Genomic DNA, 15090 nt, shown 5'->3' with positions numbered 1-15090 from the left:
AGGCGCGGTGCAATCAGGCCGCCCGATGAAGCAGGAACCCGGTACTGCGCGAGCAGCTATCACCCAGTAATGGGAATCCCCCTCCTGTGACGCGAAGCGCTAAGGTGGGGGAGGATGTCAACGCCCAGGATCACCAGCTCACCGATATGGACGGGACAGTGAGTCGTGAGAAGGTGATCCGGATGAACCAGCTTTTCTGCATGCTCCGGAAATGAAATGTCGTAGGTGTACATCATGCTCTCCTTGCTTTGGCTGACGCCTCAATCTGGTACAGGGTATGGCAGCAGAAGGGCGCCCTCGCAAGTAGGACAGGTTGACACCCGCGCTTAGACGGTATGCAAAATCGCCAAGACAGCTTGTCTGGGTTGTCGCGTCTGATACAATCCCCCGCTGTACCTCTCAATGGATGGCCTTGCACACGCCATATGGTGTGCCACTGCCGTGTACCAACCGTATTGTGAACGGTGAAACTCGGGAGTGAACAGCTGGACATGAAAGGGTTTCTCCAACCTGCATGTGGCCTTTGGTAGGGGTCACCACTGTATAAGGAAACACCTAATGCCAATCATTACTCTGCCTGACGGCAGCCAACGTCAATTTGCCCACGCCGTTTCCGTCATGGATGTGGCCGCGGACATCGGTCCCGGTCTCGCCAAGGCGTGCATTGCCGGTCGGGTAAACGGTGAACTGGTGGATGCCTGTGAGCTGATCGAAACCGATGCCTCCCTGGCCATCATCACCGCCAAAGACGAAGAAGGTCTGGACATTCTGCGCCACTCCTGTGCTCACCTGCTGGGTCATGCCATCAAGCAACTCTGGCCCCAGACCAAGATGGCCATCGGTCCCGTCATCGACAACGGTTTCTACTATGACATCGATCTCGACCGCACCCTGACCGACGAAGATCTGGCTGCCCTGGAAGAGCGCATGCTGGCGCTGGCCGCCAAGGATTACGACGTCATCAAGAAGAAGGTCTCCTGGCAGGAAGCACGTGACGTGTTCGAAGCCCGTGGCGAGACCTACAAGGTCGAGATCCTGGATCAGAACATTGCCCGTGATGACCAGCCCGGTCTGTATCATCACGAAGAGTACATCGACATGTGTCGCGGCCCGCACGTGCCCAACATGCGTCATTGCCACCACTTCAAGTTGCAGAAGATGTCCGGCGCCTACTGGCGCGGCGACTCCAACAACAAGATGCTGCAGCGCATCTACGGCACCGCCTGGGCCGACAAGAAGCAGCTCAAGGCCTATTTGCAGCGTCTGGAAGAGGCCGCCAAGCGCGACCACCGCAAGATCGGCAAGCAGCTCGACCTGTACCACATGCAGGAAGAAGCGCCGGGCATGGTGTTCTGGCACAACGATGGCTGGACCATTTTCCGCGAGCTGGAAACCTTCATCCGTGGCAAGCTCAAAGAGTACGAGTATCAGGAAGTGAAAGGCCCCTTCATGATGGATCGCGTGCTGTGGGAGCGTTCAGGTCACTGGGAAAAATACGCCCAGGCCATGTTCACCACCCAGTCCGAAAACCGCGAGTACGCCATCAAGCCGATGAACTGCCCGGGTCACGTGCAGATTTTCAACCAGGGTCTGAAATCCTACCGCGATCTGCCGCTGCGCATGGCCGAGTTCGGCTCCTGCCACCGCAACGAGCCGTCAGGCTCCCTGCACGGCCTGATGCGGGTACGGGGTTTCACCCAGGATGACGCCCACATCTTCTGTACCGAAGAGCAGATCATGGAAGAGGTGTCTGCGTGCATCCGCATGGTCTATGACGTCTACGGCACCTTCGGTTTCGAAAACATCGTGGTCAAGCTCTCGACCCGTCCGGAGCAGCGTATCGGCTCTGATGAAGCCTGGGATCGTGCCGAGGCCGCGCTGGCCGAGGCGCTGGAACTCAACGGCCTGAAGTACGACCTGCAACCGGGCGAGGGGGCTTTCTACGGTCCCAAGATCGAGTTCACCCTGCACGATTGCCTTGATCGTGCCTGGCAGTGTGGTACCGTGCAGCTCGACTTTGCCCTGCCGGGCCGTCTTGGCGCCACCTATGTGGGCGAAGACAACGAGCGCCACATCCCCGTGATGATCCACCGCGCCATTCTGGGCTCGCTGGAGCGCTTCATCGGGATCCTGACGGAAGAGTACGCCGGTCTGTTCCCGACCTGGCTGGCACCGACTCAGGCCGTGGTCATGAATATCACGGATAACCAGGCCGATTATGCGGTGAAAGTTGCCAAGGCATTGAATGATGCGGGCCTTCGCGCAAAAGCGGACTTGAGAAATGAGAAGATTGGCTTTAAAATCCGCGAGCATACTTTGAAGCGAGTACCCTTCATGCTGGTCTGCGGCGACAAAGAAGTAGAAGCCGGCAAGATTGCAGTGCGTACTCGTAAAGGGGCTGACCTGGGCTCTTATCCTGTTGAAGAGCTGATTGCTCTGTTGACCCAGGAAGTTCAGACCCGCGGACAAAAGAAAGTGGAGGAATAAGCTATAAAAGGCGGAAAAAAACTGGGCAAGCAACCGCAAGCCCGCGCTCACCGGATCAATGAAGAGATCCGTCTGAAAGAAGTTCGTCTGACTGGTCTGGATGGTGAAGCCATTGGCATCACCTCCATTCAGGATGCGCTGAACTTGGCCCTTGAGGCAGGAGTGGATCTGGTCGAGATCAGTCCGAACGCTGAGCCGCCCGTTTGCCGGATCATGGATTACGGCAAATTCCTCTACGAAAAGAGCAAGACCACCAAAGAACAGAAGAAAAAGCAGAAAGTCGTCCAGGTCAAGGAAATCAAATTCCGTCCTGGCACCGACGAAGGCGACTATCAGGTAAAACTACGCAACCTGGTTCGCTTTCTGGAAGACGGGGACAAGGCAAAGGTCACCCTGCGCTTCCGTGGTCGTGAAATGGCCCACCAGGATCTTGGTATCAAGGTTCTCGAGCGCGTCAAGAACGATCTGGAAGAGCTGGCCGTAGTCGAATCGTTCCCGAAAGTCGAAGGCCGTCAAGCTGTGATGGTCCTCGCACCCAAGAAGAAATCTTAAGGCCCACAAGAAATTGACTCATGGGGCTGGCCCCATGAGTCGGTTCGCCTTGCGATTTTGTTGTCACTCACAATGCGGAGTATGAAATGCCGAAGATGAAAACCAACCGGGGCGCCGCAAAGCGCTTCAAGAAGACTGGCTCAGGTCGCTTCAAGTGCAAGCACAACCACCTGCGTCACATCCTGACCAAGAAGAGCAGCAAGCGTAAGCGTCAGCTGGGACCGAAGTTCTTTGTTTCCGCTGCCGACCACAAACGTGTTGTCGCTTGTCTGCCGTACGCATAAGGGGGGATGTGAAAAATGCCAAGAGTTAAACGTGGTGTGACCGCTCGCGCTCGTCACAAGAAAGTAATGAAAGCCGCCAAGGGTTACTACGGCGCCCGTTCCCGTGTCTACCGCGTAGCGGTACAAGCGGTAACCAAAGCTGGTCAGTATGCCTACCGTGACCGTCGCCAGAAGAAGCGTCAGTTCCGTCAACTGTGGATTGCGCGTATCAACGCTGCAGCCCGTCAGAACGGTCTGTCCTACAGCCGTCTGATCGACGGTCTGAAGAAGGCTTCCATCGAGATCGATCGCAAGATCCTGTCCGATATCGCCGTTCACGACAAGCTGGCTTTCACCGCCCTGGTTGAAAAAGCTAAAGCAGCTCTGGTCTAATCCAGCTCTGTTATAAAAATAAAGGAGGCTCAGGCCTCCTTTTTTGTTGCTCATTTTTGAGCGTAGGCAGGTAGCATGCCAGGTTCATGAATGCTTTATCCTTCCATATGCCAACAAACTAGAACAAACGACGCTTGTCTTAATCCTGTTGCATCTGGCTTGTGGCTTTATCCATATAACAAAATGATTTGCAGGGAGAAAAGCCCGTCATAACTATGGTCAGCCAAGGGGCTTTTTTTGTATTATTCCCCTCTTGACCTTATTTAGCCTAAAGGCTCCTGTTCCGGGAGTGGTGACGAGGAAGACATGCAACAGCTTGAAGAAGTAGTCGGCCAGGCCAAGGCCGAAATTGAGGGCGTAAGCGACATCGCCGCCCTTGACGAAATCCGGGTCAAATATCTGGGTAAAAAGGGCTTTTTTACCGAGCAGATGAAGGGCCTGGGCGCCCTGTCCGCTGAAGAGCGCCCCGCCGCGGGCGCCGTGATCAACCAGGCCAAACAGCAGGTTCAGGATGCCCTGAACGCGCGTCGTGAAGCCCTCGAAGTCGCCGTGCTGAACCAGAAGCTGGCCGCCGAGACCATCGACGTCAGCCTGCCGGGCCGCCGCATCGAGAATGGCGGTCTGCACCCGGTGACCCGTACCATCGAGCGCATCGAGCGCCTGTTTGGCGAGATGGGCTTCAAGGTTGCCCGTGGTCCCGAGATTGAAGATGGCTTCCACAACTTCGATGCGCTGAATATCCCGGCTCACCACCCGGCGCGTACCGATCACGACACCTTCTACTTCAATCCTGATCTGATGCTGCGTACCCACACCTCGGGCGTGCAGATCCGCACCATGGAACATCAGCAGCCGCCGATCCGCATCATCGCGCCGGGCCGTGTCTATCGTAACGACTACGACATGACCCACACCCCGATGTTCCACCAGGTCGAAGGCCTGCTGGTTGACGAACATGCCAGCTTTACCGAGCTGAAAGGCATCCTGCACGACTTCCTGCGCAACTACTTCGAGGAAGACTTGACGATTCGCTTCCGTCCTTCCTATTTCCCGTTCACCGAGCCGAGCGCCGAAGTGGATGTGATGGGCAAGAACGGCAAGTGGCTGGAAGTGCTGGGCTGCGGCATGGTGCACCCGAACGTGCTGCGTTCGGTCGGCATCGATCCGGAAAAATACTCCGGCTTTGCCTTCGGCATGGGCGTTGAGCGCCTGACCATGCTGCGTTACGGGGTCAATGACCTGCGTGCCTTCTTCGAAAACGACCTGCGCTTCCTCAAGCAGTTCAAGTAAGGGCGAGAGAACATGAAATTCAGTAAATCCTGGGTGATGGAGTGGGTCCGCACCGAGTTGAGTGACAATGTACTGGCCGAGCAGATCACCATGGCCGGTCTGGAAGTGGACGCCGTGGAAGCGGTGGCCGGCCAGTTCAACAATGTGGTCGTGGGTGAAGTGGTCGAGTGCGCCCAGCACCCGGACGCCGACAAGCTGCGGGTGACCAAGGTAAATGTGGGCGAGGCCGAGCTGCTGGACATCGTCTGCGGTGCGCCGAACTGCCGCGCCGGCCTCAAAGTGTGCGTGGCCAAGGTCGGGGCGACCCTGCCGGGTGATTTCACCATCAAGAAAGCCAAGCTGCGCGGCCAGCCGTCCCACGGCATGCTCTGCTCCTTCAGCGAGCTGGGCATCGACGTCGAAGCCGATGGCATCATCGAGCTGCCGCTTGATGCCCCCATCGGAACCGATATCCGTGAATACCTCGCGCTCAACGACGTCAGCATTGATGTGGATCTGACCCCGAACCGTGCCGACTGCCTCGGCATCGCGGGTCTTGCCCGTGAAATCGGCGTGCTCAACAGCGTGGACGTGGTCGAGCCGACCTGGGCGCCGGCTGTTGCCACTATCGATGCAACCTTCCCGATCCGGGTTGAAGCGCCGGCAGATTGCCCCCGTTATCTCGGCCGCGTCATCAAGGGGCTGAACCTGCACGCCCAGAGCCCGCTCTGGATGCAGGAGAAGCTGCGCCGTGGCGGTATTCGTTCCATCGACGCTATTGTCGACATCACCAACTACCTGCTGCTGGAATACGGCCAGCCGATGCACGCCTTCGACCTGGCGACGCTTGAAGGGGAACTGGTGGTGCGCCGCGCCAAGGCCGACGAGCCCATGACCCTGCTCGATGGCAACGAGGTGAAGCTCAAAGAGACCACGCTCGTGATTGCCGACGCCAAAGGCCCTGCCTGCATGGCCGGTATCTTCGGCGGTGATCGCACCGGTGTCTCCGAGACCACCACCGACATCCTGCTGGAGTGCGCCTTCTTCGCGCCGCTCTCCATCACCGGCCGTGCCCGTGCCTACGGTCTGCATACCGATTCTTCCCACCGCTTCGAGCGCGGGGTGGATCCCGAGCTGCAGGCCAAGGTGATGGATCGTGCCACCCGTCTGCTGCTGGACATCTGCGGCGGTGAAGCGGGTCCGGTCATCGAAGTCAAATCCGATGCCCATTTGCCCAAGGCTGCCCCCATCAAGCTGCGCCGCACCAAGCTCGACAAGGTGATCGGCATCAGCGTGGCGGATGCGCAGGTGGTCGAAATTCTGACTCGTCTGGGCATGCAGGTAACCGTGGATACTGACGGCTGGACCGCGCTGGCTCCCTCCTGGCGTTTCGACATCGCCATCGAGGAAGACCTCATCGAGGAAGTGGCCCGCATCTACGGCTACAACAACATCCCGAACCTGAAACCCGCCGCCTCTCTGGCGATGGTGGAGCAGGCTGAAGGGCAGGTGACCCTGAAGCGGGTACGCGACCTGCTGGTTGATCGCTGTTTCCAGGAAGCGATCACCTACAGCTTCGTCGATCCCAAGACCCAGCAAACCCTGTTCCCGCAGAGCGATGCCATCGTGCTGCCGAACCCGATCTCGGTCGAGATGTCCGCCATGCGCGTCTCTCTGTTCCCGGGTCTGGTGCAGGCGGTGGTCTACAACCAGAACCGTCAGCAGCCACGCGTGCGCCTGTTTGAGCAGGGCCTGCGTTTCATCAAGGACGAGAATGCCGAGAACGGCATCCGTCAGGAACCCATGCTGGCCGGCATCATCACCGGCAACCAGGGGGACGAGCACTGGGATGTCAAGGCCCGTCCCGTCGACTTCTTCGATCTGAAGGGTGACCTGGAAGCGGTACTGGATCTGACTGCCGAAGGGGCTACCTTCACCTTCGAGCGCACCGAGCACAGTGCCCTGCATCCGGGCCAGAGCGCAGCCATTCTGCGTAATGGCGTCGTGATCGGCCACATCGGCGTGATCCATCCGAGCCTCGAGAAGAAGCTGGGGCTCAAGAGCCGCGCTGTCATGTTCGAGCTGGAGCTGGACAAACTGACGCCGGCCAAGGTGCCGGTTGCTGCCGAAGTATCCAAGTTCCCGGCCAACCGTCGCGACATCGCCGTGGTGGTTGACAGACAGATCCTGGCAGGCGACGTTCTGGCAGTAATTAAAAAAGTTGGCGGAAATCAGTTAGTTGGAATAAACTTGTTCGACGTATACCAGGGCGCTGGTATGGCAGAGGACAAGAAGAGCCTGGCCATCAGCCTGGTGTTGCAAGACACCCAGCGCACCCTGGAGGAGAAAGAGATCGCCGAGACCGTGGACAATGTCGTGCGGGCCCTCGGTGAAGAGTTGAATGCATCCTTGAGGGATTGATCTATGGCGCTTACCAAAGCCGACATTGCAGAGCACCTGTTCACCCAGCTCGGGATGAGCAAGCGTGAAGCCAAAGATATGGTGGAAGCCTTTTTTGAGGAGATCAGACAGGCGCTCGAGCGTGGCGAACAGGTCAAGATTTCCGGCTTCGGTAACTTCGATCTTCGCGAGAAGAACCAGCGTCCCGGACGCAACCCCAAGACGGGGGAGGATATTCCCATCAGCGCCCGTCGCGTGGTGACCTTCCGGCCCGGCCAGAAGCTCAAGGCCAGGGTAGAAAATGTTGAACCCAACGAGTGACAAAAAGCCAGGCAATCGCCTGGCTTTTCCATTCCGATGATAAAAATCCTTCTGTTGTCCGGCGCGCTGCTGGCCTTGCCACTGCGTGCCGCCATACTCCCGCTGTCACCGGGTGCCCAGGCTTATGCCGATTCGCTCACCGGACTGACCTTCTGTTACCCGGCCCTGCAACGTCCTCCCTATCTGGAGGCGGAGGGGGGCCTGCTTATCGATCGCATGACGCGGTTGGCAGAGCTGTTGCCGGTACCGGTGCATGTCGAGAAGCGGCCGAGCTGGGCAGCCATGACGCAGGATCTGCTGAACGGGCGCTGCGATCTCATTCCTCACGTCGGGCCTGCCCGGTCGAACTCGAGCGATACCGTCTTGAGCCGGGCCATGATGGAAGCGGAGTCCGCCATCCTCTATCGGGGTGAGCTCGATCAGGCGCAGTTTCTGGTGTCACCTATCTGGCAGGCCCAGGAGATCCTGAAGCGTCTCTATCCAGGTTCATCCCAGCAACAGCTGACCGATGCCGAGAACTGGTATGGTGCCCTGGTGGCCGGCAAGGGCAGCGCCTATCTCGGCGATTATCTGCAACTGCGCTACCTGATGCGGGAATTCCCGGATGAAGGGCTGCGCCTTCGTCGTCTTCGCAGCGATGATCTGGTCATCAGTTACCGGCTGATGATGCGCAACCAGCCCGAGTTGCTGGAGCTGGTGGATACGGCCATCCGCTATTTGCCGCCGGGCAGTCTCTACCGGGATCTGGGCAAGTATCTGCCTCAGGGTGAGCAGGATGTGAATCCTCTGCATTTTACCGACAAGGAGCAGGCCTGGCTGGTCGGCAAGGCCCACACCATCAAGATGGTGGCGGATCCCGGCTTCATGCCATACAGCGGTGTCAACCAGCAGGGAGAGCTCATTGGCTGGAGTGCGGATGTCTTGCGGGAAGTGAGTCGGCAGACAGGGCTGCGCTTCGAGCTGGTACCCGCCGCCAGCCGGGAGGAGGCGTTGGCATTGCTGCGCAGTGGCGATGCCGCCATGATGGTCGGGCTGATGGAGTCCGCCGCCCTGAACAAGGAGTTCGACTTCACCCGGATGGTGGCGACCAGCCGCTATGCTCTGGTCAGTCGCAGCAAGAGGGGGCCTGCCTCCCTCGCGGACGTCAGTGGCAAGGTGGTGGTCCCGAGAATGCTCTATGATCCCGGCCTGCTTGCCCGGTTCGGCCAGCATGAGTGGGAGGTGACCGACAACCTGCTGCAGGGATTGGCGGCGGTGCGGCATGGGGATGCCCAGGCCATGCTGGCGGAGTTGTACCAGCTCCAATATCCCATTCGAAACAACCAGTTGAGCGAGCTGACCATCACCGAATTGCCGGAGCGTTTCGGCCTCGGTTTTGCCATCCGGCCGGAACAGACCAGCCTGGCAGGGGTGCTGGATCAGAGCCTGATGACCCTCAATGATCGGCAGGTGGACGAGCTGGTGCAACGCTGGCGTCGCCTGGTGGTCAACCAGCAGGAAGGGGTCAGCTACGGTTTCTGGCTTGGCTCCGTGTTGCTGGCACTGCTGATCAGCATGGCGGTGATCTGGTCAGTCTGGCGTTCCCGCCAGCAACTGGCCCAGGAGGCCCGCGAGCGTCACAAGGTAGAGCAGGCGCTGGCGCTGGAAAGCAAGTTCAGGGAGTCTCTCTTCCAGGCGCTCCCCGTGCCCGTGTTCTTGCGCAATGACAAAGGGGAGGTGATCAAGCGCAACAAGCGGGCCAAGCGCATGGAGGCGCGCTACGCCGCCGATCTGGTGCTGCCCGCGCCACAGTTGCAGGGCGCCGAAGGGGAGCTGGCGCTGCACGAGCAGGTCTACTCCTATGCCCAGATCCCCTTGCGACTGGGCCCCCAGGCACCGGCAGGGGATCTTATCGCCCTCTCCGACATCAGCGCCCTGCGCGAGCGTACCCGCCTGCTGCGTCAGGCAGAGCGGCGCCTGCGCGCCCTCACCAATACGGTGCCCGGTGTGGTGCTGCAATTCACCCTGCTGGGGGGAGCCATCACCCGGGTGGAGTTTGTGAGCCGGGGCAGTCACGAACTGCTGGGGCTGGCGAGCCAGCAGATCCGGGTCAATCCCAACGAGACCCTGACTCGCATCTCCCACCAGGACAGGCGCGAGATGCGAGCCCCCATGCTGGCCATGCTGCAAGCCGGGCGACCTTTCTCCCATCTGCTGCGCTATCAGCACCCCGCCAAGGGAACCCGCTGGCTGCAATTTTCCGGCAGGGGGCGCCGTCAGGGGGAGGGGTGGCGGATCTACGGGGTGGTGCAGGATGTGACGGCCAGGGTGGAGCAGGAGCACTCCCTGCAGCTTTCCCACGAGCAGGCCCAGCAGGCCGTGCTTGCCAAGGGACGCTTCCTGGCCGCCGTGAGCCACGAGATCCGTACCCCCATGAACGCCATGCTCGGCTTGCTGGAGTGGCTCGAGCAGACCGGACTCAATGCAGAGCAGGCCTCGGCTCTGGCCCATGTCAGGCAGGCGGGCAATGAACTGCTCGGGCTGCTCAACGACGTGCTCGACTTCAGCCGCAACGAGACGCGTCAGTTGCGCCTCTCTGTACAGCCCACGGATCTGGTGGAGCTGTGCGAGCACGTGGCGGCGGTGCACTGGTCCAAGGCGCGATCCCGCCATCTGCAACTGCGCCTGGCGCTCGACCCGGCGCTGCCCGCCTTGATGGAACTCGATCCCCACCGGGTGCAACAGGTGCTGCACAACCTGCTCTCCAACGCCATCAAGTTCAGCGAGCGGGGAGAGGTGGTGCTCTGGGCCCGGCGACAAGGGGAGTGGATTGTGTGCGGGGTGGACGACGAGGGGCCCGGGATCAGTGCCGAGCTGTTGCCCCGGTTGTTCCTGCCCTTCGAACAAGGGGAGGAGCCTGGCCAGCCCAGAGCCCAGGGAACCGGGCTTGGGCTAGCCATCTGCCGCCAGTTGATGGAGCAGATGGGGGGCGAGATCCGGGTCGAGCCTCTGGCTCGCGGGGGTAGCCGTTTCCTCTGCTCGTTGCCCCTCAGGCATGCGCAGGAGAAGGCGCCCTGGCAACCGCGCGTCAAGACGGTCTCCCTGCAACTGTTGCCCGGGGAGCTCGAATATATGCGGGCCTGGCTCGCAGAGTTTGGCGTGGCCGAGGATCCGGCGGCACCTTGCCTTGGGGCCATGCAGGACGATGGGGGCTTGCGCGCCTGGTACTGGCAGGGGGAACCCTGGATCCCGGGCTCCGTGGTCAGCCTGCTGCAGCCCAGACTCGTCCGTGGCGCCGAGGAGATCACGGACCTGCCGGGGGCAGGCAGGCGGGTGCTGCTGGTGGAAGATCACGAGGTGAACAGAATGCTGATCAGCATGCAGCTGGGTCAGCTGGGGGCCCGGGTATTGAGCGCGGCCAATGGCCGTCTGGCACTGGAGATCCTGCAATCGGAGTCGGTGGATCTGGTGCTGACGGATCTGCAGATGCCGGTGATGGACGGCGCCGAGCTCTGCAGGCAATTGCACGCCGATGAACGCTGGCAGCATCTACCCGTCTACGTGATCACCGCGGATCTCAGCGAGCAGGCGGCGCAGCGACTGGCGGAATGCGGCTGTCAGGGCCATCTGGACAAACCCGTCTTGCTCAGGGATCTGGCCGTATTGCTTCGTACCGTCTTTGGCCCCCATGACGGGGGGAAGGCACCGCAGCCAACGGCAGCCCTTTCCCTGCCCGTGTCCCTCAGCCCGGCCCTCGTAGACATCTATCTGGCATCGGTTCACCATGATCTGGCCGACATTGAGCGGTGTGTCACACAAGGGGACGAGAAGGCCCTCAATACGGCTTTACACAAGATGAAGGGGGCCGCCAAAATGGTGGGGGCTACCCCCCTGGTAGAGGTGATCGACCGTTGGCAGGAGGCCCCCGGACATCCCCTTGCAGCCGCCTTGAGGCAGTGCGTGGAAGAGGTCTGCCGACAACTGGGCGAGAGAGCATGAGATGATCATCACAGATGAAGAGTTGATGGACTTGCTGGAGTCTGATGACAGCCAGGAGCCAACTTTTTACCCGGTCAGCGTCTATGCCCTGGACGCCGTCTCCCATCTGGCGGTCAAGGGAGCGGGCCTGCCGGCCTATGCCAATCTGCACCGCACCCGACCCGATGCCGGCTGGCAATGGGAAGGACTGTTTGCCGCCGGGGCCATCGCCCTGTTTGATCCTGCCTCTCATCAGGGGGCCGACTATCTGCCTCATCTGTTGGCTCCCGGGGCGGGGATCTATCGCCTCAGCGATCCCTGGCTCGAGGGGTTGCAGGCACGGGAGCAGGGGTGGCGTGCCTGGCTCGCCCAGTGCCAGATCCTGCTGCTCGAAGATCACCCCTTCCAGGGAGCCTGCATTCAGCAGGAGATCCAGGGACTGGGGTTGCCCTGCCACTGGGTTCAGGATGGCGAAGGGTGCCTCAAGGCGCTGGAAGAGGGGGGCGTGAGATTGCTTATCTGTGATCTCAGCCTAGCGGAGCAGGATGCCATCAGCCTGCTGATGAGCCATCCCCAGTATCGCCACAGCGGTCTGCCCATCATCCTGCTCTCCGCTCATGATCAGACCCTGATAGACGGCGCCCGGCGTCTCCTGCACGATGCGGGTTTCAACGTGCTGGCCGCCCTGGCCAAGCCGCTGCAAAGCGACGATCTGCTGCGTCTGCTCAAGATGCTCTATCTTGGCCCCCAGCGTCAGCGCAGGCTGGGCGGGCTCAAGCGCACCGTGCGTAGCTGGCAGGGAGAGGCGAGAGGACAGCTTGGGCTGCTGGCAGATGCGGCTTCCTGCACGCTGCCGATCTGGCTGAGCCTGAGCGGTCTTTCCCCTCACTGGGAGCCGCTCAAGCTCTGGCTCGAGCAGCATGGACGAGAAGCAAGCGAACTCACCCTGGTCATCCACCGACGGGATCACCTGCTGAGCCAGGCGGACCGTTTCGCCCTGGTGCTGCAGGCGAGCCTCGCGGGGGCCAGACTCGCGCTGCTGCTCGATCATGCCCAGCACCTGCCGTTTGATCTCATCGAGCGTCTGCCGTTGCAATCCTTGCTGCTCGGGCAACACCTGCTGCCCGAACTGGAGGCGATGGCTGCCGACTCCTTGCTGGCCCGCTTCATCCAGCGCTCCCGGGAGCTTGGCATCGCGCTCTACCTCGACGACCCCTTCAACCTGCAGGATGCCGCCCAGTGGCAGGATCGCGGCGTGGCAGGGCGCTGGTAAATGGCTCGCTATCTTTGCTGGCCGCTCGATGAGCCGCGCTTGTGGCAGGGAATGTCGGGTTGGACGGCTCCCGCCTCACGGGCCGCCTTGCCGATGACGATGGTGGTGGGGGGGCTGACTTGCCGCTTGCAGGAGCTGGCGGGCAGCGACCCGAAGCGAATATGCGCGGCCTATGACGCCTTGAGCGAGCAGAGCGTCTATTTGCGCTTCATGCGGGCCAAGCAGCCTGCGACGGCCGAGCAGCTCGCCTTCTTTCTCGACTACCCCAGAGAACCCCAGATAGGATTGCTGCTGACCGACGAGCAGGGGGGGCCGCTTGCCATGGCCCAGTCCGTTCGCCGGCGCCTGCACCCGGACAGGGCCGAGTTTTCCTGCATCGTCGCGGATCATTTTCAGCATCGCGGCGCCGGGCGTCGCATCCTGCTGGCGCTTGCGCGGCTGGCATACGGGGAGGGGATCCGGGAGTGGACGGCGGAAGTGCTCGGCCAGAATCGCCCCATGCTGGCTCTGCTCAAGGGGCTCGGGTTGCCGCTTACCCTGGTGACAGGACGGGAGATGGTCTTTGCCAGGCTGGATCTCGCGCCCATGGCGAGCTTTGTGCTCCCATCGGCCTAAGACCAAGGGCGAATGGGCCGCCTCTTGCTCCTGTGCTAAGGTCAGCCTGTTACCCGTTGGAGGAGAACAACCATGGTGCAGTCAGCCAAACATATCGTGATCCTCACCGGTGCCGGCATCTCGGCCGAATCCGGTATCAAGACCTTCCGGGCCTGTGATGGCCTGTGGGAAGAGCACATGGTGGAGGACGTGGCCACCCCTGAAGGCTATGCGCGGGATCCCGAACTGGTACAACGTTTCTACAATGCACGGCGCCATCAGTTGCAGCGCGCCGAGATCCACCCCAATCCGGCCCACTATGCATTGGCCCGTCTGGAGCGCCTGCTGCCGGGGCGCGTCACCTTGGTCACCCAGAACATCGACAACCTGCACGAGAGTGCCGGCAGCAAGAACCTCATCCACATGCACGGCGAGTTGCTCAAGGCCCGCTGCCCGGGCTCTGGTCAGGTGATCGAGTGGCGCGGGGATCTCCATCAGGAAGAGCTGTGTTCCTGCTGCCAGTTTCCCCACCCGCTGCGCCCCCATGTGGTCTGGTTCGGGGAGATGCCCCTCGGACTTGACCGCATCTACTCGGCCCTGGCTCAGTGCGATCTCTTCATCTCCATCGGGACCTCCGGGGCGGTCTACCCTGCCGCCGGATTCGTCCATGAGGCCGGCCTGAACGGTGCCCATACGGTGGAGCTCAATCTGGAGCCGAGCGAAGTGGGCAGCCAGTTTGATGAAAAACGTTATGGTCCGGCTTCCTTGCTGGTGCCCGCTTTTGTGGATGAACTCCTGCAAAGTTGCGGAGTGCATCAGCCTCTCTCCGTCGAGGGCCATAACTGGATGGAGATGCGGGGCCCCTAATTATTGATTTTTCACACAGTTGCATTGACCCACTGAAATCGCCACACTGGCTCCTAACTTCAAGATGCAGTTGGCACAACATGTCATGAACTTTCCAACGCGCGGGATGGCCTCGCTCCTGCTGGTGCTTTTCTCGTTCGGTACCCAGGCTTCCTCCTCTTCGCTATTGCAACTGATCCTGCCGGACAAGCGGGAAATCACCCTGGATGAGGCGGCGTTGACAGCCTTGCCACAAGTGGAGTTCGAGACGGCGACGCCCTGGACCCTCGGCACTCACCGCTATCGTGGACCGACCCTGAAGAGCGTGCTGGCGCAGCAGCAGGTGGATAGTGCCAGCGCCATCGATGTTGCCGCACTCAATGGCTACCAGCAGCGGGTCGATCTCTCCCTGTTTGCCAAGGTGCCGCTGACCCTGGTGCGTTACCAGGATGACAAACCGCTCACCCGTCGCAATAAAGGGCCGCTCTGGCTGCTGGTCCCCCTCTCGGCCCATCCCGACATGGATGTGTCCGCCATCCACAACAACATGGTCTGGCAGGTGATCCGCATCGAGGTTGTCCCGTGACGCGACGACAGCGAGATAACCTGCTGCTTGCAGCCATCTTAAATGCGAAAGGGGACTCCCTCCGACGTAGGTGGGAGGGGAATTTCGCCGGGGCGTCAGCCCCGCTGGTTTTGAATGTATTGCTTGATCACCTCCAACGGTGCTCCGCC

12 protein-coding genes are annotated in these 15090 nt (G+C 60.8%); all 12 read left to right on the top strand.

The genetic code is table 11. The features are described from left to right. The first annotated feature begins 558 nt into the window (after window positions 1-558). Window positions 559-2487, top strand: coding sequence for a threonine--tRNA ligase (thrS, locus tag ACNPAA_RS18870; protein ID WP_319912154.1), 1929 nt, complete (start codon window positions 559-561; stop codon window positions 2485-2487). 21 nt (window positions 2488-2508) lie between these two features. Beyond that, complete coding sequence (gene infC / locus ACNPAA_RS18865; protein ID WP_185219337.1) at window positions 2509-3039, top strand: translation initiation factor IF-3; 531 nt, start codon at window positions 2509-2511, stop codon at window positions 3037-3039. 86 nt (window positions 3040-3125) lie between these two features. After that, the gene (gene rpmI / locus ACNPAA_RS18860) at window positions 3126-3323 is read left to right on the top strand and encodes a 50S ribosomal protein L35 (protein ID WP_005300673.1); all 198 of its coding nucleotides are present in this window, start codon (window positions 3126-3128) and stop codon (window positions 3321-3323) included. A gap of 15 nt (window positions 3324-3338) precedes the next feature. Next, a complete protein-coding gene (gene rplT / locus ACNPAA_RS18855) occupies window positions 3339-3695 on the top strand; it encodes a 50S ribosomal protein L20 (protein WP_010674800.1) in 357 nt (118 codons plus the stop codon). Window positions 3696-4001: 306 nt separating this feature from the next. Beyond that, window positions 4002-4985: a phenylalanine--tRNA ligase subunit alpha gene (pheS, locus tag ACNPAA_RS18850; protein ID WP_041215128.1), complete on the top strand. Its 984-nt coding sequence runs from the start codon at window positions 4002-4004 to the stop codon at window positions 4983-4985. A gap of 12 nt (window positions 4986-4997) precedes the next feature. Next, the gene (pheT, locus tag ACNPAA_RS18845) at window positions 4998-7385 is read left to right on the top strand and encodes a phenylalanine--tRNA ligase subunit beta (protein WP_201872689.1); all 2388 of its coding nucleotides are present in this window, start codon (window positions 4998-5000) and stop codon (window positions 7383-7385) included. 3 nt (window positions 7386-7388) lie between these two features. After that, window positions 7389-7685: an integration host factor subunit alpha gene (gene ihfA / locus ACNPAA_RS18840; protein ID WP_005300715.1), complete on the top strand. Its 297-nt coding sequence runs from the start codon at window positions 7389-7391 to the stop codon at window positions 7683-7685. Window positions 7686-7721: 36 nt separating this feature from the next. Continuing rightward, window positions 7722-11663 (top strand): ATP-binding protein, encoded by a 3942-nt coding sequence (locus ACNPAA_RS18835; RefSeq protein ID WP_417891948.1) that lies wholly within the window; start codon window positions 7722-7724, stop codon window positions 11661-11663. A 1-nt stretch (window position 11664) separates the two neighbouring features. Continuing rightward, on the top strand, window positions 11665-12915 hold the full coding sequence (locus ACNPAA_RS18830) for a response regulator (RefSeq protein ID WP_052815378.1): 1251 nt from the start codon (window positions 11665-11667) through the stop codon (window positions 12913-12915). Beyond that, window positions 12916-13530, top strand: a complete 615-nt coding sequence (locus ACNPAA_RS18825; protein WP_052815379.1) for a GNAT family N-acetyltransferase — start codon at window positions 12916-12918, stop codon at window positions 13528-13530. It abuts the gene before it with no gap. Between the two features lie 72 nt (window positions 13531-13602). Then, complete coding sequence (gene cobB / locus ACNPAA_RS18820) at window positions 13603-14376, top strand: Sir2 family NAD+-dependent deacetylase (RefSeq protein ID WP_041211443.1); 774 nt, start codon at window positions 13603-13605, stop codon at window positions 14374-14376. An 85-nt stretch (window positions 14377-14461) separates the two neighbouring features. Then, window positions 14462-14941: a hypothetical protein gene (locus ACNPAA_RS18815; protein ID WP_406569327.1), complete on the top strand. Its 480-nt coding sequence runs from the start codon at window positions 14462-14464 to the stop codon at window positions 14939-14941. Window positions 14942-15090: the final 149 nt, after the last annotated feature.

The organism is Aeromonas sp. PS2Canimalfood6 (assembly GCF_048276795.1).
Lineage (GTDB): Bacteria > Pseudomonadota > Gammaproteobacteria > Enterobacterales > Aeromonadaceae > Aeromonas > Aeromonas caviae.
Note: the sequence above shows the minus strand (reverse complement) of the source record. Positions and strands in the feature narration are given on the sequence as shown.

What these genes read in the sequence shown, in the direction of transcription:
- thrS (WP_319912154.1), top strand. Translation starts at nt 559, where the DNA reads ATGCCAATCATTACTCTGCCTGACGGCAGCCAACGTCAATTTGCCCAC.
- rpmI (WP_005300673.1), top strand. Translation starts at nt 3,126, where the DNA reads ATGCCGAAGATGAAAACCAACCGGGGCGCCGCAAAGCGCTTCAAGAAG.
- rplT (WP_010674800.1), top strand. Translation starts at nt 3,339, where the DNA reads ATGCCAAGAGTTAAACGTGGTGTGACCGCTCGCGCTCGTCACAAGAAA.
- pheS (WP_041215128.1), top strand. Translation starts at nt 4,002, where the DNA reads ATGCAACAGCTTGAAGAAGTAGTCGGCCAGGCCAAGGCCGAAATTGAG.
- pheT (WP_201872689.1), top strand. Translation starts at nt 4,998, where the DNA reads ATGAAATTCAGTAAATCCTGGGTGATGGAGTGGGTCCGCACCGAGTTG.
- ihfA (WP_005300715.1), top strand. Translation starts at nt 7,389, where the DNA reads ATGGCGCTTACCAAAGCCGACATTGCAGAGCACCTGTTCACCCAGCTC.
- ACNPAA_RS18835 (WP_417891948.1), top strand. Translation starts at nt 7,722, where the DNA reads ATGATAAAAATCCTTCTGTTGTCCGGCGCGCTGCTGGCCTTGCCACTG.
- ACNPAA_RS18830 (WP_052815378.1), top strand. Translation starts at nt 11,665, where the DNA reads ATGATCATCACAGATGAAGAGTTGATGGACTTGCTGGAGTCTGATGAC.
- ACNPAA_RS18825 (WP_052815379.1), top strand. Translation starts at nt 12,916, where the DNA reads ATGGCTCGCTATCTTTGCTGGCCGCTCGATGAGCCGCGCTTGTGGCAG.
- cobB (WP_041211443.1), top strand. Translation starts at nt 13,603, where the DNA reads ATGGTGCAGTCAGCCAAACATATCGTGATCCTCACCGGTGCCGGCATC.
- ACNPAA_RS18815 (WP_406569327.1), top strand. Translation starts at nt 14,462, where the DNA reads ATGAACTTTCCAACGCGCGGGATGGCCTCGCTCCTGCTGGTGCTTTTC.